The organism is Altererythrobacter sp. C41 (genome assembly GCF_016803135.1).
In the GTDB taxonomy this organism is placed as follows: Bacteria; Pseudomonadota; Alphaproteobacteria; order Sphingomonadales; family Sphingomonadaceae; genus Pelagerythrobacter.
In genome coordinates, this window is sequence record NZ_JAEVFE010000002.1 from 1 (window position 1) to 18,591 (window position 18,591).

Consider the following 18,591-nt stretch of genomic DNA (forward strand, 5'->3'; position numbering starts at 1 on the left):
CTGGGCGGTCCATGTCGGGCTTGCCATCGACGGGGAAGCCAAAGTCGGCGCGGTCGCGCTGCCCGGCCTGAACGGCGGCGTGGTGCTGCGCAGCGACCGGATCGCCGCCCTGCCCGAACCCGCCGCCACCCCGCGCCTCGTGGTCAGCCGCACCCGGCCGGCAAAGGAAGCACTCGCCGTAGCCGAGGCGATCGGCGGCGAGCTCATCGCGATGGGCTCCGCCGGCGCCAAGGCCATGGCCGTGGTCCGCGGACAGGCCGAGATCTACCTCCACTCGGGCGGACAATACCAGTGGGACAACTGCGCCCCCGTCGCCGTCGCCAAGGCACACGGCCTCCACTGCTCTCGCATCGACGGCTCACCACTCATCTACAACGCGCCCGATACCGAACTCCCAGACCTCCTCATCTGCAGAACACAATGGGCCGAACAGGTGCAGTCTGCTCTGCGGGCAATGGTACCCGGCTAACATGGAATTCGGCTACTCGCTGGCGGGGGCCTTCGTCGGGTTTCTCGTTGGGCTGACAGGGGTTGGGGGCGGATCTCTCATGGCTCCCCTGCTGATCATCCTGTTCGGTTTTTCGCCAGCAGTAGCCATCGGCACCGATCTGTGGTTCGCCTGCATGACGAAAGCTGCAGGCGGCCTCGTTCACCATCGATTGGGGTCGGCCAACTGGAAGATTGTTGGTCGGCTCGCGCTGGGAAGCCTGCCAGGGGCTGCGCTGACGCTAATATGGCTCGCCGTATTCCACGACGGAAGCCTCGAATCCGGCATGCTGCTAAAGTTGCTGGGCGCCGCACTGCTGCTCACTGCCACACTGATGCTGTTCAAGACCCAGATCACCCGCCCTCTGCAACGGATCCGTTCGAGGTTGGAGATGGCCGCAGGCCGCTTGCGCCGATGGCAGCTGATACTGACGCTCTGCGGTGGAGCGGCCGTGGGAAGTCTGGTGACCCTCACGTCCGTCGGTGCGGGCGCACTGGTCGCGGTTATGCTCGCCCTGATCTATCCTTTGCGTCTCAGTGCGAAAACGATCGTCGGCACCGATATCATTCACGCCATTCCTCTCACTTTGGTTGCTGCCCTGGGTCATAGCTGGCTTGGCAATGTCGATGCCTGGCTCCTCGGCAGCCTGCTACTTGGCTCCATTCCCGGGATCATCATCGGCTCGCTGGCAACGGGAAAGATCAACGACAACATCGTTCGCTATGCGCTTTGCGCCATGCTCTTTGTGTCCGGCATAAAGATGCTTCTCAGCTAGGCACTGCAGCCTTGATGCATGCGCTCGCCGCTACAGCGTAGGGTAGATCCAGCTTCAATCTCACACATTCTCCGCTCCGCCTCTTCAAGTCCTGACCGAACCCGAACCTCTGGAACCGCCCGGCGTTACGCGTCATTCTAAACGAATGGCGCACGACTTCGCATGGATCCGGCCCGAGCCGCATGGCATCCATGTCGTTCCCGCCGATTGCTGGATCGATCCCTCGGAGCCGGTGGATCATGCGCTGGTGACGCACGGGCATGCGGATCATGCGCGCGGCGGGCATGGGCGCACGGTCGCGACGCCCGAGACGCTGGCGATCATGAAGTTGCGCTACGCGACTTCCGGCGGTGCCGTGCCGGCAGGTTATAGCGAGACGATTCGCCTGCCGGGCGGTGTGGATGCGACGTTCGTTCCTGCGGGGCACGTGCTCGGGAGCGCGCAGATCCTGCTCGAGCATGCGGGCGAGCGCGTGGTCGTGACCGGCGATTACAAGCGCTGCCCCGATCCGACCTGCCCGCCGTTCGAAGTGACGCCGTGCGACGTGTTCATCACCGAGGCGACCTTCGGACTGCCGGTGTTCTGCCATCCCCCCATCGAGACCGAGATCGGCAAGCTGCTCGATCGCCTCGCCGCGTATCCCGAGCGCTGCGTGCTGGTCGGCGCCTATGCGCTGGGCAAGGCGCAGCGGGTGATCGCCGAGCTGCGCCGTGCCGGACATGACCGGCCGATCTACCTCCACGGCGCGCTGGAGCGGATGTGCCGGCTTTACGAGGACTGGGGCGTGGACCTGGGCGAGCTGCGCCTGGTGAGCGACGCGAAGAAGGAAGACATGCGCGGGCACATCGTCGTCTGCCCGCCGTCCGCGCTGAACGACCGCTGGAGCCGCCGCCTGCCCGACCCGATCACCGCCATGGCGTCAGGCTGGATGCGCGTGCGGCAGCGCGCCCGCCAGCGCAATGTGGAGCTGCCGCTGGTCATCTCCGACCATGCCGACTGGGGCGAGCTCACCCGCACGGTCGAGGAGGTCGATCCGCACGAGACCTGGATCACCCACGGACGCGAGGAGGCGCTGCTGCGCTGGCATCAGCTCCGCCAACGCCGCGCCCGCGCGCTGGCGCTGGTCGGGTACGAGGACGAGGATGACTGAGCGATCGGCATCGGCCCCTCCTCTTCAGAGGAGGGGCGGCGGGACTTGGGGCTGCGCAGCAGGCCCTAGTCGCAGCGGGGTGGTGCCAAAGCACGGCGCGACGCTGCGCGACGCGACACCACCCCCAACCCCCTCCTCTGAAGAGGAGGGGGCTTAGGTTGGAACGCTTTGCCGCCCTGATCGACGCGCTGGTCTATACGCGCAGCCGGAACGAGAAGCTGCAGTTGATCGCCGGCTATCTGCGGGCGACGCCCGACCCCGACCGCGGATGGGCGCTCGCGGCCCTGACGGGCGGGCTCGACTTTCCTGCGGTCAAGGCGAGCACGATCCGCAACCTGATGCACGAACGGGTCGATCCGGTCCTCTGGACCCTGAGCCGCGATTTCGTGGGCGATACGGCCGAGACCGCGAGCCTGCTGTGGCCGGCCGGCGAATCGCCGCCCGATCCGCCGAGCGTGTCGGAAACGGTCGAGGCGCTCGCCGCGATGACCCGCAGGAGCGTGTTCACCGAACTGCCGGCCCTGCTCGACCGCCTCGACGCCTCGGGCCGCTTCGCGCTGCTCAAGCTCGCCACCGGGGCGATGCGGATCGGGATCTCGGCGCGGCTCGCCAAGATCGCCTTTGCCCAGGCGTTCGACGTCGGGGTGGAGGAAGTCGAGGAATACTGGCACGGCCTCGCCCCGCCCTACCGCGCGCTCTTCGCCTGGGCCGCCGAGAGAGCGCCGCCGCCCGATACCGGCAGCCTGCCGCTGTTCCGCCCGTTCATGCTCGCCCACCCGCTCGACGACACGATCGTCGATCTCGAGGACTACGTGGCCGAGTGGAAGTGGGACGGCATCCGCGTCCAGCTCGTGCACGTCGGCGGCGAGCAGGGGGAGACGCGCCTCTACTCGCGTTCGGGCGACGACATTTCCGGCACCTTCCCCGAATTCCTCGACGCCCTGCCGATGGACGCGGTGCTCGACGGCGAACTGCTCGTGCGCGGCGTCCACCAGGGCGGCGAGAAAGGGGGCGCGGCGAGCTTCAACGCGCTGCAGCAGCGCCTCGGCCGCAAGACCGTCTCCAAGGCGATGCTGGCGGACTTCCCCGCCTTCATCCGGCTCTATGACGTCATGATCCTCGAGGACGACGATCTGCGCGGCTTGCCGTGGACGCAGCGCCGCGCTCGCCTCGAGGCGCTGATGCCGCGGCTGCCCGCGGATCGCTTCGACCTCAGCCCCGTGGTCGATGCCGAACACTTCGACCATCTCGCCGAGATTCGCGCCGGCGCCCGCGACGATGCGATCGAGGGGCTGATGCTCAAGCGCAAGGACAGCCCCTATATCGCAGGACGCAAGACGGGGCTGTGGTATAAGTGGAAGCGCGATCCACTGCTGGTCGACTGCGTGCTGATGTATGCCCAGCGCGGCAGCGGCAAACGGTCGAGCTTCTATTCGGACTATACCTTCGGCTGCTGGGACGGCGATCCCGACGCGGGCGCCGATCTGCTGCCCGTGGGCAAGGCCTACTTCGGCTTCACCGACGAGGAACTGCGCAAGATCGACCGCTACGTCCGCACGCACACCGTCAACCGCTTCGGTCCCGTGCGCGAAACCGACAGGAGCCTGGTGTTCGAAGTCGCCTTCGACTCGGTCCACGCGAGCAAACGCCACAAGTCCGGCCTCGCCATGCGCTTCCCCCGTATCCACCGCATCCGGTGGGACAAGCCCGCGCACGAAGCCGACCGCATCGACGCCCTGCGCGCGCTGGTGCGGGATTGAAATCGCGCCGCTCCGGCGGCAAGGCCAGCAGGCCATGCATCGCTACGACCTTCCGCGCCGCTCGCTCGCCTACGGCGTAGCGGGGCTGGCCGGGTTCGTGGACGCGGCGGGCTTTCTCGCAGCCGGCGGCTACTTCGTGTCGTTCATGTCGGGGAACACGACCCGGCTCGGCGTCGAAGCTGCGGCCCGGTCGCCGGCGGCATTGGTGCCGATCCTGCTGATCGTGTGCTTCGTGAGCGGAGTCGCGGCCGGCGCGGTGGTGGCGGAGCGCAGCGGGTCGCCGAAGCGATCGGTCCTCATGCTCTCGACCCTGCTGATCGCCGCGGGAGCGGTCAGCCATGCGTTGGGGCTGATCGCGCTGTTCGTGGGCGCCTCGGCGCTGGCCATGGGCTCGATCAACAACGCGTTTCGCCGGGAAGGCGAGGTCGCCGTCGGCGTGACTTACATGACGGGCGCGCTGGTGCGCTTCGGGCAGGGTCTGGCGGCGAGATTCATGGGCCGGCCGGCCCCCGGCGCCCTGGCGCATCTCCTGCTTTGGGCGAGCCTGGCCGCCGGCGCCGTGCTGGGTGCCTGGATTACGATCGCCTTGCCCGCTCTTGCGCCATGGATACCGCTCGCGTGGGCGGCAGGACTGTGCCTCGCGGCCAGCCGGATCGAGCGCGCCCGTACCTAAAGTCGGTGCGCATCCGGCAGCTGGACCAGCTTTTCCCGCGAAGTTGCGCCGCGCAACAGTTGCAGCCGCGAGGCGCCGATCCCCAAAGCCTTGCCGAGCAGCGCCAGAACCGCGGCGTTGGCCGCGCCGTCGGTGGGTTTCGCGCGCACTTTCACCTGCACGCGGCCATTCTCGATCATCACGCTCTCGCTCCGCGCGCCCGGCGTGACCCGTAGGGCCAGCCGGCCTTCTGCATCCGCAAGCGCACGGATCGCGTGGGCCGGCGGAAAGTCAGCCTTGGGACGTGCCATCGAGCGCCGCTGCGTGCGCCTTCGCGTTCTCGACATAGTGCGCGACGCCCGCGCGCATCCCGGCGATCGCGGCATCGTCGAGATCACGCATCTTGCGCGCCGGCCGCCCGCCCCAGAGCTCGCGCGCGCCCATGACCTTGCCTTCGGTGAGCATGGCGCCCGCGGCGAGCATGGCGTCGGTGCCGATCACCGCCTTGTTCATCGCGATCGCGCCGAGGCCGACGAAGCCGCGGTCCTCGATTGTGCAGCCGTGGACCATCGCCATGTGACCGATCAGCGCGTCGTCGCCGATGATCAGCGGCGAGCCTTCGGGATCGCCGGGACGCTCGGGGTCGCAGTGGAGCACGCTCCCGTCCTGCACGTTGGTGCGCTGCCCGATGACGATCCGGCTGACATCGGCGCGCAGCACGCAGTTGTACCAGACCGAACTGTCCGCGCCGATCTCGACCTCGCCGATCAGCACGCAGCCCGGCGCAACGAAGGCGCTGTCGTGGATCTTCGGCGTGCGGCCGTGGATCGGGATGATCCGGACTCCGGGGCGGTTTGCGCTCATGCCTTGTGCTCCTGCCATTGCTGGGCGGTGAGACTGTAGAGGATCGTCCGCCGATCCTCCGGCGGATAGGCGGGATCGTCGAAATCGAGATCGCGCCGGCGGACCATGCCGAGCTTTTCCATCAGCTTCCAGCTTCCGATGTTGGCTTCGCTGGTCAGCGCGACGACATGCGGCGCGCCGACCCGGCCGAAAGCCCAGTCGAGCACCGCGTGCATCGCCTCCTCCGCATAACCGCGCCGCCAGTGATCCTCGCGCACCAGCCAGCCCACCTCGTGATCGCCCTGATTTTTCGCCAGCGGGTTGTCGACCCGCTTGATGCCGCAGTGGCCGACCATCTCGCCGGTCGCCTTCTCGATCATGAACAGGAAGCTGAAGCCCTCCTGCGCATAGAGCGCCATGCCTTTGGCATGCTTCGCCTCGATCTCGTGCAGTTCCTTGACGCCGCCCAGCCGCGCCATGACCGCGGGCGTGTTGAGCAGGCGATGCTGGAGGGCGGCATCACCCTCCTCGATCGTGCGCAGGACCAGCCGCTCGGTCTCGGCGACGATGTCAGCCATCGCGGCTTTCCCATGCGGCGCGGTCGATCGAATAGACGATCGTGTCGCGCCACGGCGGATCGTAGCGATCGTCGGGATAGTCGAGCTCCTCGCGCCGGCGCATGCCGAGGCGGCGCATCAGGCCCCAGCTTCCCGCGTTGCCTTCCACGGTGAGCGCAATGACCTCCTCGGCGCCGAAACGGTTGAACGCGAGCCCGAGCGCGGCAGTTGCCGCTTCCTTCGCGTAGCCCTGCCCCCAGGCGTCCTCGCGCAAGCGCCAGCCGATCTCGACCGCGCCTGCAACCGTCGATCCCGGCGCGTCGGCGCGCTTCAGGCCGCAGAAGCCGAGCAGCGCGCGGTCGGCCTTGCGCTCGACCACCCAGAAGCAGAACCCGTTGCGCCGGGCGCTGCCTTCGACCCGTTCGCGCTGCGCCGCCATGCCCGCCTCGTCGAGCTCGCCGCCAAGCCAGCGCATGACCGCGGGCGTATTGGTCTGGCGGAAGAATTCGGCCCAGTCCTCCTCGCGCCAGTCGCGCAGGATGAGCCGTTCGGTTTCGTGCCGGAATCCAGCCATGTCTATGCCCCCAGCAGCCGGGCGGCGTGCGCCGCGTGGTAGGTCAGCACGCCGCTGCATCCGGCGCGCTTGAAGGCAGTGAGCGTCTCGAGCACGAGCGCGTCACGGTTCCCCGCGCCCGCAGCCGCCGCGGCCTCGATCATCGCGTATTCGCCGCTCACCTGATAGGCGAAGACCGGCACTTCGAACCGCTCCTTCACCCGGCGGACGATGTCGAGGTAGGGAAGCCCCGGCTTGACCATGACACTGTCCGCCCCTTCGGCGAGATCGAGCGCCACTTCGCGCAAGGCTTCCTCGCCGTTCGCCGGGTCCATCTGGTAGGACCGCTTGTCGCCCTTGAGCAGGCCGCCCGAACCCACCGCGTCGCGGAACGGTCCGTAGAACGCACTCGCGTACTTTGCAGCGTAGCTCATGATCTGGACGTTGTGGTGCCCGCCCATCTCAAGCGCCATGCGGATCGCCTTCACCCGTCCGTCCATCATGTCCGAAGGCGCGATGACGTCGGCCCCGGCCTCCGCCTGGTTGAGCGCCTGGTCCACGAGAACGGCGACCGTGTTGTCGTTCACGACGTAGCCTGCCCCATCGAGTAACCCGTCCTGACCGTGGCTGGTGTAGGGATCGAGCGCCACGTCGGTCAGGACGCCGATGTCGCTGCCGCAGGCGTCCTTGATCGCCTTGATCGCGCGGCACATCAGGTTGTCGGGGTTGAGCGCCTCGGCCCCGTCGTCCGAGCGGCGGCCGGGCTGGGTGTTCGGGAACAGCGCCAGGCATGGGATGCCGAGCCGGACGGCCTCTTTCGCGCGGGCGGCGATCCCGTCGACCGACCAGCGCGAGACGCCGGGCAGGCTCGCGACCGGCTCCTCCACCCCATTGCCGTCGGTGACGAACAGGGGCCAGATCAGGTCGGCGGGCGTCAGCGCGGTCTCGCGGTAAAGGGCGCGGCTCCACGAACTGGCCCGTGCGCGGCGCATTCGCAGGTTGGGATAGGAGGCGGTCATCCGCGCCTGTTGCCGGAATTGGGAAGGGGGTGCAATCTACCCGAGTCCCCGCGCAGGCGGGGACCTCATACCGCCGGCGCGACGCAAATATCCTGAGATCCCCGCCTGCGCGGGGATTCAGTCTGCCTCAGCCCACGCGCTTGGGCGTCTCGAGCCTGTCGATCTCGCGCACCGGCTCGGCGGCGGCGGCTTCGGTCGCGGTAGGGGCGAGGTCCTCCAGCGCGGTGCCGGCCTCGACCGTCTTGAGCGTGGCCAGCGCGGCACGGAAGCGGCGCAGCTCGGCACCCGAAAGCTGCGCCCGGGTGACGAATTCGACCGAGGCCGGGTTCACCGCGCGGCCGCCGCGATACATCTCGTAATGCAGGTGCGGGCCGGTCGAGAGGCCGGTCGAACCGACGTAGCCGATCACTTGCCCGCGGCGCACGCTCTGCCCGCTGCGCACGGCGACGCGGCTCATGTGGCAATAGCGCGTGGCGAGCCCGCCGCCGTGGCTGAGCTTGACCGCCTTGCCGCAGCCGCCCGCGCGCCCGGCGCTGGAAACGCGGCCGTCGGTCACCGCGACGATCGGCGTGCCGTAACTGGCGCGAAAATCCATGCCCGCATGCATGCGCTTGTAGCCGAGGATCGGGTGGCGGCGCATGCCGAAGTTGGACGAGATCCGGCCGGGCACCGGGGCAACGAGGCCGCTGCGCTGCTCGCCCACGCCGGATGCCTCGTAGAAGCGGCCCTCGTCGCCCCAGCGCATGAGCTGGGTCTTCGTCTCCCCGCCCCGCTCGATCCCGGCATAGAGCAATTGCCCCGCCTGGCGCTCCCCGGTGGCGGCGCGGCGGTACTGCACGATCATGTCGAACGTGTCGGTCGAGCGCACCGCGCGGTCGAGATCGACCTGCTCGCTGAGCGCCTTCAGGTACTGCTGCACCGCGCTCGCGGGAGCGCCCGCAGCGCGCATCGAGCGGTAGAGGCTGCTGCCCACGGTGCCGCGGATACGCAGCGGCGTCTCGTCGACGCGGATCGGCTTGCGCGTGAGTGACAGGTGCCCGGCATCGTCGCGCGTCACGGCCAGCGCGAGATCGAAGCGGGCGCGGAATTCGAGCGCGTCGAGCGGACGCGCCGCCCCGGGCTGCGGGCGGCGGCCGAGCGTGATGTCGACCTGCGTTCCCGGCTCGATCGCGTCCAGCGCGACCGAAGCGGAGACGAGTTCGGCGACCCTCTCCGCGTCGCCCGTGCCGACCCCGGCGCGGCGCAGCATCCGCTCGAAGCTGTCGCCCCGCGCCAGCGTGGCGAGCAGCTCGATCCGGGGACGTTCGGGCGCCGACTTGAGCGGCACGACCAGCGCCGTGGCGCCCATGCGCCGCCCGCTGTCGGAACCGAGCGCGAGCGGCATGATCATCTGGCTGCGGAATTCGTCGCGCGCCGGATCGTCCAGCCGCATCACGGGCGCGGCCTCGACCGGCGCGAAATCGGGCCACATCGCCAGCGCGAGCGCCGAGAGGCCCATCAGGGTGCCGAGCCCGCGGAACCAGCGGCGGCTGCCGATCTTTTCCGCCAGGTCCGGCGCGAGATCCATTCTCTCGAAAGCTTCGGAGAGGCCCGCCCGCCGCGCGTCGAAGCGTTCGGAGAAGCGCCGGGCGCGCTGAATCACATGGGGCTGCGGATCGGCAACGATCTGGGAGTGCGAAAGCGCGGCCGGGCGCCAGAGGTCGCCGCCCGAATCGGCGGAGACCTGACCGTCGCCAAAACCCTGCTTGTACACCGCGCCTCCTCCGCAGGTCGCGATGCATGGTCTCGCGACCCGACCCGAGCGTGCTCTATGCCGCAATCCCTGCCCGATTAAAGTAAAGACCGGCTTAAGCTGCGGCGGACCGAGTCGTTCGCGCGGCGGCCTGCGGGAACTCCGCCGCACGGCGCCGGCGCGGCTTGCCGCGCGCCCTCCCCGATGCCACATTCACCGAGTGACCGATGGCACCATCAAAGCGGTCCTCGGACCCACCAATACCGGGAAGACCCATCTGGCGATCGAGCGGATGTGTGCCCATTCATCGGGTGCGATCGGTTTTCCGCTGCGCCTGCTCGCGCGCGAGGTCTACGACCGCGTGGTAGCGATCAAGGGGGAGAGCCAGGTCGCCCTGATCACCGGCGAGGAACGGATCGAGCCGGCGAGCGCGCGCTATTTCTGCTGCACGGCCGAGGCCATGCCGCGAACCGGCGGCGGCCATGCCTTCGTCGCACTCGACGAGGCGCAGCTTTCCGCCGACCGCGAACGGGGGCACGTCTTCACCGATCGCCTGCTCCATGCCCGCGGGCGGGAGGAGACCATGCTGCTCGGCGCGGCGACGCTGGAGCCGGTCGTTGGGTCGCTGATCCCGCGCGCCGAGATCGTCGAGCGGCCGCGCTTCTCCACGCTGACGCATGCCGGCGCGCGCAAGCTCTCGCGCCTGCCGCCGCGGAGCGCGATCGTCGCCTTCTCCGTCGAGCAGGTCTACGCCGTCGCCGAAATGCTGCGCCGGTTTCGCGGCGGGGCGGCGGTGGTCATGGGCGCGCTGAGCCCCGAGACCCGCAACAAGCAGGTTGCGATGTTCCAGTCGGGCGAGGTCGACTACATCGTCGCGACCGACGCGATCGGCATGGGCCTGAACCTTGACGTCACCCACGTCGCCTTCGCCTCGCTGACCAAGTTCGACGGCGTGCGCCAGCGGCGGCTGACCCCGGCGGAGATGGCGCAGATCGCCGGGCGCGCGGGGCGCCACCAGAAGGACGGCACCTTCGGCACGCTCGCCGCCGGCAAGGGCCCGGTCCCCGAGTTCACCGACGAGGAAGTCTACGCGATCGAGGAGCATCGCTTCGCGCCCCTGACCAAGCTGTTCTGGCGCGAGGCCGAACCGCGCTTCGACAGCCTTCGCACGCTCATCGCCGATCTCGAGGCCCCCCCGGCCGAGCCCCAGCTCGTATCCGCGCCCGAGACGATCGATCTCGCGGTTCTCAAGCGGCTGGCGGACGAACCCATCGCCGCTGACGTCAAGGGTGCAGGGCTGGTGCGGCGGTTCTGGGAAGCCTGCTCGCTGCCCGATTTCCGCCAGCTCGGCCCGGACGTCCACGCCCGCTTCGTCGCGCGGCTGTGGCAGGATCTGGCGCGCGGGCATCTCGGCGCGGACTACGTCGCGGCACGCATTGCGGAACTCGACCGCGTGCAGGGCGACATCGACACACTGCAGGGCCGCATCGCGGCGATCCGCAGTTGGGCCTATATCTGCCAGCGGCCCGACTGGGTCCTGGCGCGCGACGAGATGGCCGCGCGTGCAAGAGCAGTGGAAGCGAGGCTGTCGGATGCGCTACACGCAAGGCTGACCGAACGTTTCGTCAACCGGAGGACCACGATCCTGATGAAGAGCCTGGGCACCGATCCTGCGCTGCTGCCCGTCACCCTGGCGGAAGACGGCGCGCTGCTGGTGGAGGACGAGCCGATCGGCCATGTCGAGGGTTTCCGCTTCAAGGTCGATCACACGGCCAGCCATGGCGACCGCAAGATGCTGCTTGCCGCGGGCGAGAAGGCCCTGCCCCGCATCCTGTCGGACCGCGCCGAGACGCTGATCGCCTCGCAGATGGAAGGCGCGGAGCTGACGGGCGGCGCGATCCGCTGGCAGGGACAGGATCTGGCGCGGCTGGAGCCGGGCCCCGACGCCGTTCACCCGCGCATCGTGCCCGCGCGCGAGCTCCACGCCCTTCCCGAAGCCGTGCGCGAGCGGCTGGTGCAGGCCATCGCGGACTGGCTCGCCGCGGCGCTGGCACCGCTCGAACCGCTCGCCCGGCTGGAGGAAGCGGCCAGGGACCCCGAGGCGGGCTCGCAGGCGCGCGCGCTGCTGCTGGGTCTGATCGGGGGACATGGGTTCGTCGCCCGCGAGAAAGCCGGGATCGAGCATCTGCCGAAGGACATGCGCCCGTTTCTGCGCCGGCTCGGCGTCACGTTCGGCGCGCTCGACGTCTTCGCTCCCGCCCTGCTGAAGCCCGCGCCGCGCGCGCTGCTCCATGCGCTCGGTTACGACCGGCGGCCGCTGCAGGAAGCCATGCAGCCGGTCATCGAAGGCGCGAAGGCCCTCCCCGCCGGCTACCGCCCGGCTGGCCGCCAGGCGGTGCGTGTCGACATGGCCGAGAAGATCCTGCGCGCTGCCCATCAGACGCGCGGCGAGGCGAAGGCGCGCCGCTTCGTGCTCGATCCGGCGCTGGCCGTCTCCACCGGGCTGACGCCGGAGAACTGGCACCGCCTGCTCGGCGCGGCAGGCTTCCGCCGTCTTCCCGCGCGCAAGCTGGTCGAGGGTGCCTTCGGCCCGCCCGCACCGGACGTGTGGGAATGGCGCCCTTCGCGCCGGCGGCCGGCGGAACGTCAGCCCGACCGCAAGCCGCCCGCGAACGGGGCCTTTGCGGCGCTGGCGGATCTCGTGCGGTGATGCGGATCGACCGGCTGCTGTGCCACTTGCGCTTCGTGAAGACGCGCGCGCGGGCACAGACGCTGGTCGAGGCGGGACACGTGCGGCGCAACGGCCAGCGGGTCACCCGCGCGAGCCAGCCGGTCGCACCGGGCGACGTGCTCACCTTTCCCATCGGAAAGGCGGTGCGTGTGATCGAACTGCTGGAACTGCCCGCGCGCCGCGGCCCGGCGTCCGAAGCGCAGGCATGTTATCGCGCGCTTGACCCGGACGGGCAAACCGCCATAGCAGCGGCTAAACCGTGAACCAGGGCCGAGCCCGCAAAGGAAGCGCTTCCCAATGACCTATGTCGTCACCGACGCCTGCATCAAGTGCAAGTATACCGACTGCGTCGAGGTCTGTCCGGTCGACTGTTTCTACGAGGGCGAGAACATGCTGGTGATCAACCCCAGCGAATGCATCGACTGTGGCGTGTGCGAGCCCGAGTGCCCGGCCGAAGCGATCCTGCCCGATACCGAGAGCGGCCTCGAACAGTGGCTCGAGCTCAACACCAAGTACTCCGCCGAATGGCCGAACATCACGAGCCAGAAGGAGCCGCCCGCCGACGCCGACGAGCACAAGGGCGAGGAAGGCAAGTTCGAGAAGTACTTCACGCCGGAGCCCGGCGAAGGCGACTAACAAGCCGGTCCGAAAGCGGCGCCCGGCGGCCCGATTCGGACACCTGCACTGCGGACTCGCAATTTTGTTGCTGTTATGCTATATAATGCAACAACTGCACCGGTCGTGGCCGGTCGCAGGCGTGACAGCAGGAAGGTCCGGACCACTCGCGACAGGACAATCGACCGTTCGACCGCGCCCGATGCGGCGCGGTGCAAGGGCGATTTGACTCTGCCTCCCGGGGCCCGACCGCAGAAAGGACTTTTGCATGGCTAGCAAGGCTCCCGCCTTCGATGTCGGCGACTACGTCGTCTATCCCAAGCACGGCGTCGGCCGTGTGATCGAGCTGCAGAACGAAGAAATCGCCGGGATGCAGCTCGAGCTCTACGTGCTTCGCTTCGAGAAGGAGCGGATGACGCTCCGCGTGCCCACCAACAAGGTCGAGGCGATCGGCATGCGCAAGCTGTCGAGCGACAAGACGCTGAAGGAAGCGATGGAGACGCTCAAGGGCAAGCCGAAGGTCAAGCGCACGATGTGGAGCCGCCGCGCGCAGGAATACGAAGCGAAGATCAACTCGGGCGACCTCGTCTCGATCGCCGAGGTGACCCGCGACCTGTTCCGCCCGGAGGATCAGCCAGAGCAGTCCTATTCCGAGCGGCAGATCTTCGAGGCCGCCTCGAGCCGCCTGGCCCGCGAGCTGGCGGCGATGGAGAAGACCGACGAGCCCGCCGCGCTCGAGAAGATCCTCAATGTCCTGCGCGAACATGCGCCGCAGTACTACGAGAACGCCGAAGAGGCCTGATTTCGACTAAGCGTCGTATCCGACCGACGAAAGGCCGCCCCCCGGGGCGGCCTTTTTCGTATCGCGGTTGAACGCACGATGCCGCTGTATTATGTCGGCAACACGGGCTGGGTCCATTTCGGACACGAGGAAGGGTTCACATGCTGCAGAAGATTCTCAAGGGGGTTGCCCCGGTTGTCGCGCTGATGATGGCCAGTGGCTGTAACGGAAGCTTCAACATCAACGGTTCCGACGGGGTTCCGCTTTCCGAGCTCGATCTCACCGGCAAGAGCCCGACGGAAGTGGTCGCGGCCGGGCCGGACAGCGTGATCGTGACCCGCGGCGAGACCCTCGCCATCGACGTCAGCGGCGACCAGGAAGCGGTCGACGCGCTGCGCTTCACACTCGACGAGGAAACGCTCGGCGTCATGCGCGAGAACGAGAACTGGAGCAGCACCGACGGCCGCGCCACGGTGCGCGTCACCCTGCCCCGGCTCGAGAAGCTCGTCGTCGCCGGCTCCGGCACGGTCGAGGCGGACGTGATCGACGGGAATGCGGAAGTGACGATCGCCGGCAGCGGATCGGCGAATACCACCCGGGTCGACGCCGAGGTGCTCGAAGTGAACATCGCCGGATCGGGCACTTACCGCGCAGCCGGCCGGGCGACCACGCTCGAGCTCAACATCGCCGGATCGGGCGAAGCCGAAATGGAACAGCTCAAGGTCGACAAGGCCGACATCACCATCGCCGGGTCGGGCGATGCGGCGTTCGCTTCCGACGGAACGGTCGAAGCGTCGATCATGGGTTCGGGCGACGTGTCGGTGACCGGCTCCGCCACCTGCACGATCAGCTCTATGGGTTCGGGCACGCTCAAGTGCACCCCGGCCGCCTCCGGCGCGAGCGCCGATGCCGCGCCGGAAGCGACGCCAACGCCCGAAGCGGAATAAATTCGTACACATTCATCGCCGCGACGCTTTCGACAGGCTATGCTGCGCTCAGGAGGAGTTCCCATGCGCGGCATAGTCTTGGCTTCCATCGTTCTGCCCAGCGCGTTCATGCTCGGCGGCTGTCTCGCGAAAGCAGCGGTCGGCGCAGTGACGGCGCCGGTGAGAATCGCCAGCGGGGCGGTCGATCTCGCCACCACGAGCCAATCCGAAGCGGACGAGAAACGCGGGCGCGAACTGCGCCAGCGCGAGGCGCAGCTCGGCCGGCTCGAGCGCCGCTATGCGGACGAGATGCGCGACTGCAGCGACGGCGACCGCCGTGCTTGCGACAAGGCGCGGCAGACCTACGGCGAGATCCAGGTCCTGCTGCCCAGCGTTCCGGCCGCCCCCGAGCCGCGCTAGCCCGCCTCAGGCCGCGGCGCGGCGTAGCCGGTCGTTGATCGCGACGCCGATCCCCGCTTCCGGGACCGCCGCGACCGCGACTCGCGGCAGATCGGACCGCGCCGCCTCGTGCAGACAGGCGTAGAGCCGCGCGGCAGCTTCGCCGAGATCGCCCCTGAGCGACAGGCTGCAGTGGCCCGTAACGTCGCCGAAACCGATCATGAACTCGTCCGGCGCAGCGGCGGCGGCGTTCAGGCGAACCGGCTTTCCCGGCGCGTAGTGGCTGGCGAGCTGGCCCGGCGCCTCGATCGCATCGCCCGCGCCGCCGCTCTCGCGCGGTGCGCCTAACAGCCGCTGGTGGAGCGCGTCGAGATCCACCGGTCCGGGGCGCAGCTCGTCCCAGCGGCCATCCTCGCGGATGGCGAGGATCGTCGATTCGACCCCCTCTTCGCAGGGCCCCGCATCGAGAATGAGGTCGATCCGGCCATCGAGCGAGGCGGAGACGTGTTCCGCCCGTGTCGGGCTGATGAAGCCGCTGCGGTTCGCCGAGGGCGCCGCGAGCGGAAAATCGCAGGCGGCAAGCAATGCCCGCATCGCCGGGTGCGCTGGCGCGCGCAGGGCCACGGTCGGCAGGCCGGCGGTAACCGCCGCCGCCAGGCCCGCGTCCTCGCGCCGGGACAGGACCAGCGTCAGCGGCCCGGGCCAGACGGACCGGGCGAGACGGTCCGCGTCACGTTCCAGCCGGGCGTACCGGGCGGCCTGTTCCGCGTCGCGGACGTGCACGATCAGCGGATTGAAGCTCGGCCGGCCCTTGGCTTGATAGATGCGCGCCACGGCGTGGTCGCTGTCGGCCCGTGCGGCTAGGCCGTAGACCGTCTCGGTAGGCACCGCGACCAGCCCGCCGCCGGCGAGAATATTCGCTGCGCGAGCAATTCCTTTCGCATCTGCAAAAACTGTTTCGGTCGCGTTCTTGCCGCTCATACCCGCGCGCTATATGCGCATCGGCGCAAAGCCAAGGGGAACCGCACGACGTGACCTATTCGCCCGCCACCCAGGACCAGTTGCTCGCCATCCGCGTCAATGCGGGAATCGCCGACCTCGCCGCCTCCGAACGCTTCGCCGCGGCCGAATCCGACATGGTCGAGGCGATCGTCGAAGGCATCGGCGCTTTCGCGGCAGGCGAATGGGCGCCGCTGAACCGCGCGGGCGACCTGGAAGGCGCGAAGCTGGAGAACGGCGTGGTCCGTCTGGCGGCCGGGTTCGCAGAGGCCTATGCCGACTATGTCGCGCAGGGCTGGAACGCGATCGCCGGCCCGGCGGAATTCGGTGGCCAGGGCCTGCCCTTTACGCTCGCCTGCAACGTGCTCGAGAACCTCGGCACCGCGAACATGGCTTTCAGCCTGCTGCCGATGCTCTCGGTCGGCGCGACCGAGGCGCTCGATCATCACGGGAGCGAGGCGCAGAAGGCGCTCTACCTGCCGAAGCTGGTCAGCGGCCAGTGGTCGGGTACGATGAACCTCACCGAGCCGCAGGCGGGCAGCGACCTCGGCGCGCTGCGCACGACCGCGACGCCGATCGAGGGCGGAGAGCACGCCGGCAAGTACCGGATCGCCGGGCAGAAGATCTTCATCACCTTCGGCGAGCACGATCTGGCCGAGAACATCATTCATCTCGTCCTCGCACGCCTGCCCGGCGCGCCCGAGGGCAGCCGCGGTATATCGCTGTTCCTCGTGCCCAAGTACCATATCAACGACGACGGCTCGCCCGGTCCGCGGAACGACGTGCGGTGCGTCAGCCTCGAGCACAAGCTCGGCATCCATGCCTCGCCGACCTGCGTGATGAGCTACGGCGACAACGGCGAATGCATCGGCGAGCTCGTCGGCGCCGAAAACCGCGGGCTCGCGGCGATGTTCACGATGATGAACAACGCGCGGATCAACGTCGGCAACCAGGGCGTGCAGATCGGTGAGCGCGCCACGCAGGCCGCGCTAGCCTATGCGCGCGAGCGCGTGCAGTCGGCGCGTGCCGGGTCGCCCGACAAGACGCCGGTCGCGATCGCCGAGCATCCCGACGTGCGCCGCATGCTGCTGCGGATGAAAGCGCTGACCGAAGGCGCGCGCGCGCTCCTCTACTACACCGCGGGCCAGGTCGATCGCGGCACGCTGGGCGACGAGGCCGCCGATGGGCGCGGCGACGTGCTCGTGCCGCTGATCAAGGCCTGGGGGACCGATGTCGGCGTGGAAGTCGCCAGCCTCGGCGTGCAGGTCCATGGCGGCATGGGCTTCATCGAGGAGACCGGCGCGGCGCAGCATTACCGCGACGCGCGCATCGCCCCGATCTACGAAGGCACCAACGGCATCCAGGCTGCCGACCTGGTCACGCGCAAGCTGGGGCTCGAGAACGGCGCGGTGTTCGCCGCATTGATGGCGGATATCGCGCGCGACGCGGCGGGCGACGAACCGGCCCTCGCCGCGCTCGCGAACGACTGCGCCGCGATCGGCGAATGGATGGGCGATACTGCGACGCTGGATGATCGGCTCGCGGGCAGTGTGCCGTTCTGCACGATGTCCGCCGTTGCGGTCGCCGGGTGGCAGTTGCTCCGGCAGCTCCGCGCGGTCGAGGCCGGCGAGGCGCCGGGCCCCGCCGCCAAGCGCGCGAGCGTGCGCTTCTTTCTCGACCGGATCGTGCCCGAGGCCACCGGTCTCAAGGCCTCGGCCATGGCGGGCGCAGAGCCGCTCTACGCGCTCACAAGCGAGCAACTCGCGGGATGACGCGGGGGACTTCGGCCGATCAGGGAGATCCCCTGGCGCGCATCGCCGAAGCGCTGGAAAGACTCGCGGGCGACGCCGCACCGGCGACCGACTGGCACGCAGCGCCCGCTTACGTGTGGGACGGGCGCTCGGCACGTCTGGTCGGCGCGATCGATGCGCCGCCGCTCACGCTGCTTCAGGGTATCGACGCCCAGCGCGACATCGTCGCCGCCAACGTCGTGCGGATCGCCCAGGGCCACGCCGCGCACGACATGCTGCTGTGGGGCGCGCGCGGCATGGGCAAATCGGCGCTGGTGCGTGCCTCGGTCGTCGCGGCGCAGGCCGCAGTGCCGCGCGGGCTGGCGCTTGTGCAGGTCGCGGCGGACGCCCTGCCCTCGCTCCCGCACCTGTTTGCGCAGCTCCGCGGGGCCGGGCGCAACTTCCTCGTCTACATCGACGACCTCGGCTTCGGCGAGGAGGATTCGGCCGGGCCGCGCCACTTGCGGAGCTGGCTGGAAGGCGGCGTCGAGGCGCGGCCGGCGAACGTGCGCCTCGCCGTCACGTCGAACCGCCGCGCGATCGTGCCGCGGCATTCGCGCGAGCAGGACGATCCGCTGAACCCGCGCGACGCGGTCGACGACACGCTTGCGCTCGCCGACCGGTTCGGCCTTTCGATCGGCTTCCACAACTGCACGCAGGACGACTACCTCGCCATCATCCGCGGCTATGCGGACGCCTACGGTCTCGACTGGAGCGAGGCCGACGCGCTCGAATGGGCGCGGCGGCGCGGTGCGCGTTCGGGGCGCACCGCATGGCATTACGTGAACGAGCTTGCCGGACGCGCCGGACGCGCGATCTGAG

At 69.1% G+C, this 18,591-nt stretch carries 20 protein-coding genes; 13 read left to right on the top strand and 7 right to left on the bottom strand.

Annotated elements, in window-relative coordinates; genetic code table 11:
- From JNO53_RS03910 to JNO53_RS03930, 5 genes are all read left to right on the top strand, one after another.
- Nucleotides 1-469, top strand: a 469-nt coding sequence (locus tag JNO53_RS03910; RefSeq protein ID WP_338015295.1) for an inositol monophosphatase family protein, incomplete at its 5' end; no start/stop codon positions are given.
- Nucleotide 470: 1 nt separating this feature from the next.
- Nucleotides 471-1,262: a sulfite exporter TauE/SafE family protein gene (locus JNO53_RS03915; protein WP_203107902.1), complete on the top strand. Its 792-nt coding sequence runs from the start codon at nt 471-473 to the stop codon at nt 1,260-1,262.
- Nucleotides 1,263-1,407: 145 nt separating this feature from the next.
- Nucleotides 1,408-2,412: a ligase-associated DNA damage response exonuclease gene (locus tag JNO53_RS03920; RefSeq protein WP_203107904.1), complete on the top strand. Its 1,005-nt coding sequence runs from the start codon at nt 1,408-1,410 to the stop codon at nt 2,410-2,412.
- A gap of 158 nt (nt 2,413-2,570) precedes the next feature.
- The gene (locus JNO53_RS03925) at nt 2,571-4,172 is read left to right on the top strand and encodes a cisplatin damage response ATP-dependent DNA ligase (protein WP_203107906.1); all 1,602 of its coding nucleotides are present in this window, start codon (nt 2,571-2,573) and stop codon (nt 4,170-4,172) included.
- A 34-nt stretch (nt 4,173-4,206) separates the two neighbouring features.
- The gene (locus JNO53_RS03930) at nt 4,207-4,845 is read left to right on the top strand and encodes a YoaK family protein (RefSeq protein WP_203107908.1); all 639 of its coding nucleotides are present in this window, start codon (nt 4,207-4,209) and stop codon (nt 4,843-4,845) included.
- Here JNO53_RS03930 and JNO53_RS03935 read toward each other — a convergent pair.
- The 6 genes from JNO53_RS03935 to JNO53_RS03960 form a co-directional block, all read right to left on the bottom strand.
- Nucleotides 4,842-5,135 carry a DUF167 domain-containing protein gene (locus JNO53_RS03935; RefSeq protein ID WP_203107910.1) on the bottom strand — a complete coding sequence of 98 codons (294 nt, stop codon included), beginning with the start codon at nt 5,133-5,135 and terminating at the stop codon, nt 4,842-4,844. The genes JNO53_RS03930 and JNO53_RS03935 overlap by 4 nt on opposite strands.
- Complete coding sequence (locus JNO53_RS03940; protein ID WP_203107912.1) at nt 5,116-5,688, bottom strand: gamma carbonic anhydrase family protein; 573 nt, start codon at nt 5,686-5,688, stop codon at nt 5,116-5,118. Before JNO53_RS03940 ends, JNO53_RS03935 begins: the two co-directional genes overlap by 20 nt.
- Complete coding sequence (locus tag JNO53_RS03945; RefSeq protein WP_203107914.1) at nt 5,685-6,245, bottom strand: GNAT family N-acetyltransferase; 561 nt, start codon at nt 6,243-6,245, stop codon at nt 5,685-5,687. Before JNO53_RS03945 ends, JNO53_RS03940 begins: the two co-directional genes overlap by 4 nt.
- Nucleotides 6,238-6,798, bottom strand: a complete 561-nt coding sequence (locus tag JNO53_RS03950; protein WP_203107916.1) for a GNAT family N-acetyltransferase — start codon at nt 6,796-6,798, stop codon at nt 6,238-6,240. The genes JNO53_RS03945 and JNO53_RS03950 overlap by 8 nt, the downstream gene beginning before the upstream one ends.
- 2 nt (nt 6,799-6,800) lie before the next feature.
- Complete coding sequence (gene hemB, locus JNO53_RS03955) at nt 6,801-7,796, bottom strand: porphobilinogen synthase (RefSeq protein ID WP_203107918.1); 996 nt, start codon at nt 7,794-7,796, stop codon at nt 6,801-6,803.
- A 127-nt stretch (nt 7,797-7,923) separates the two neighbouring features.
- On the bottom strand, nt 7,924-9,549 hold the full coding sequence (locus JNO53_RS03960) for a peptidoglycan DD-metalloendopeptidase family protein (RefSeq protein ID WP_338015296.1): 1,626 nt from the start codon (nt 9,547-9,549) through the stop codon (nt 7,924-7,926).
- A gap of 271 nt (nt 9,550-9,820) precedes the next feature.
- Here JNO53_RS03960 and JNO53_RS03965 point away from each other — a divergent pair, with 271 nt between their 5' ends.
- From JNO53_RS03965 to JNO53_RS03990, 6 genes are all read left to right on the top strand, one after another.
- The gene (locus JNO53_RS03965; RefSeq protein ID WP_203109000.1) at nt 9,821-12,238 is read left to right on the top strand and encodes a helicase-related protein; all 2,418 of its coding nucleotides are present in this window, start codon (nt 9,821-9,823) and stop codon (nt 12,236-12,238) included.
- Nucleotides 12,238-12,522, top strand: coding sequence for an RNA-binding S4 domain-containing protein (locus JNO53_RS03970; RefSeq protein WP_203109002.1), 285 nt, complete (start codon nt 12,238-12,240; stop codon nt 12,520-12,522). Before JNO53_RS03965 ends, JNO53_RS03970 begins: the two co-directional genes overlap by 1 nt.
- Before the next feature lie 34 nt (nt 12,523-12,556).
- Nucleotides 12,557-12,895, top strand: a complete 339-nt coding sequence (gene fdxA / locus JNO53_RS03975; protein ID WP_203107922.1) for a ferredoxin FdxA — start codon at nt 12,557-12,559, stop codon at nt 12,893-12,895.
- Between the two features lie 247 nt (nt 12,896-13,142).
- Nucleotides 13,143-13,676, top strand: a complete 534-nt coding sequence (locus JNO53_RS03980) for a CarD family transcriptional regulator (protein ID WP_203107924.1) — start codon at nt 13,143-13,145, stop codon at nt 13,674-13,676.
- A gap of 140 nt (nt 13,677-13,816) precedes the next feature.
- Nucleotides 13,817-14,602, top strand: coding sequence for a head GIN domain-containing protein (locus JNO53_RS03985; RefSeq protein WP_203107926.1), 786 nt, complete (start codon nt 13,817-13,819; stop codon nt 14,600-14,602).
- 63 nt (nt 14,603-14,665) lie between these two features.
- Nucleotides 14,666-15,001: a hypothetical protein gene (locus JNO53_RS03990; protein WP_203107928.1), complete on the top strand. Its 336-nt coding sequence runs from the start codon at nt 14,666-14,668 to the stop codon at nt 14,999-15,001.
- A 6-nt stretch (nt 15,002-15,007) separates the two neighbouring features.
- Here the strand turns inward: JNO53_RS03990 and JNO53_RS03995 are convergent, their stop codons facing one another.
- Nucleotides 15,008-15,961, bottom strand: coding sequence for an L-threonylcarbamoyladenylate synthase (locus JNO53_RS03995; protein WP_203107930.1), 954 nt, complete (start codon nt 15,959-15,961; stop codon nt 15,008-15,010).
- 50 nt (nt 15,962-16,011) lie between these two features.
- Between JNO53_RS03995 and JNO53_RS04000 the strand changes: the two genes are divergently transcribed.
- Nucleotides 16,012-17,751: an acyl-CoA dehydrogenase family protein gene (locus JNO53_RS04000; protein WP_203107933.1), complete on the top strand. Its 1,740-nt coding sequence runs from the start codon at nt 16,012-16,014 to the stop codon at nt 17,749-17,751.
- Complete coding sequence (locus JNO53_RS04005; protein WP_203107935.1) at nt 17,748-18,590, top strand: DUF815 domain-containing protein; 843 nt, start codon at nt 17,748-17,750, stop codon at nt 18,588-18,590. The genes JNO53_RS04000 and JNO53_RS04005 overlap by 4 nt, the downstream gene beginning before the upstream one ends.
- Nucleotide 18,591 lies beyond the last annotated feature (1 nt).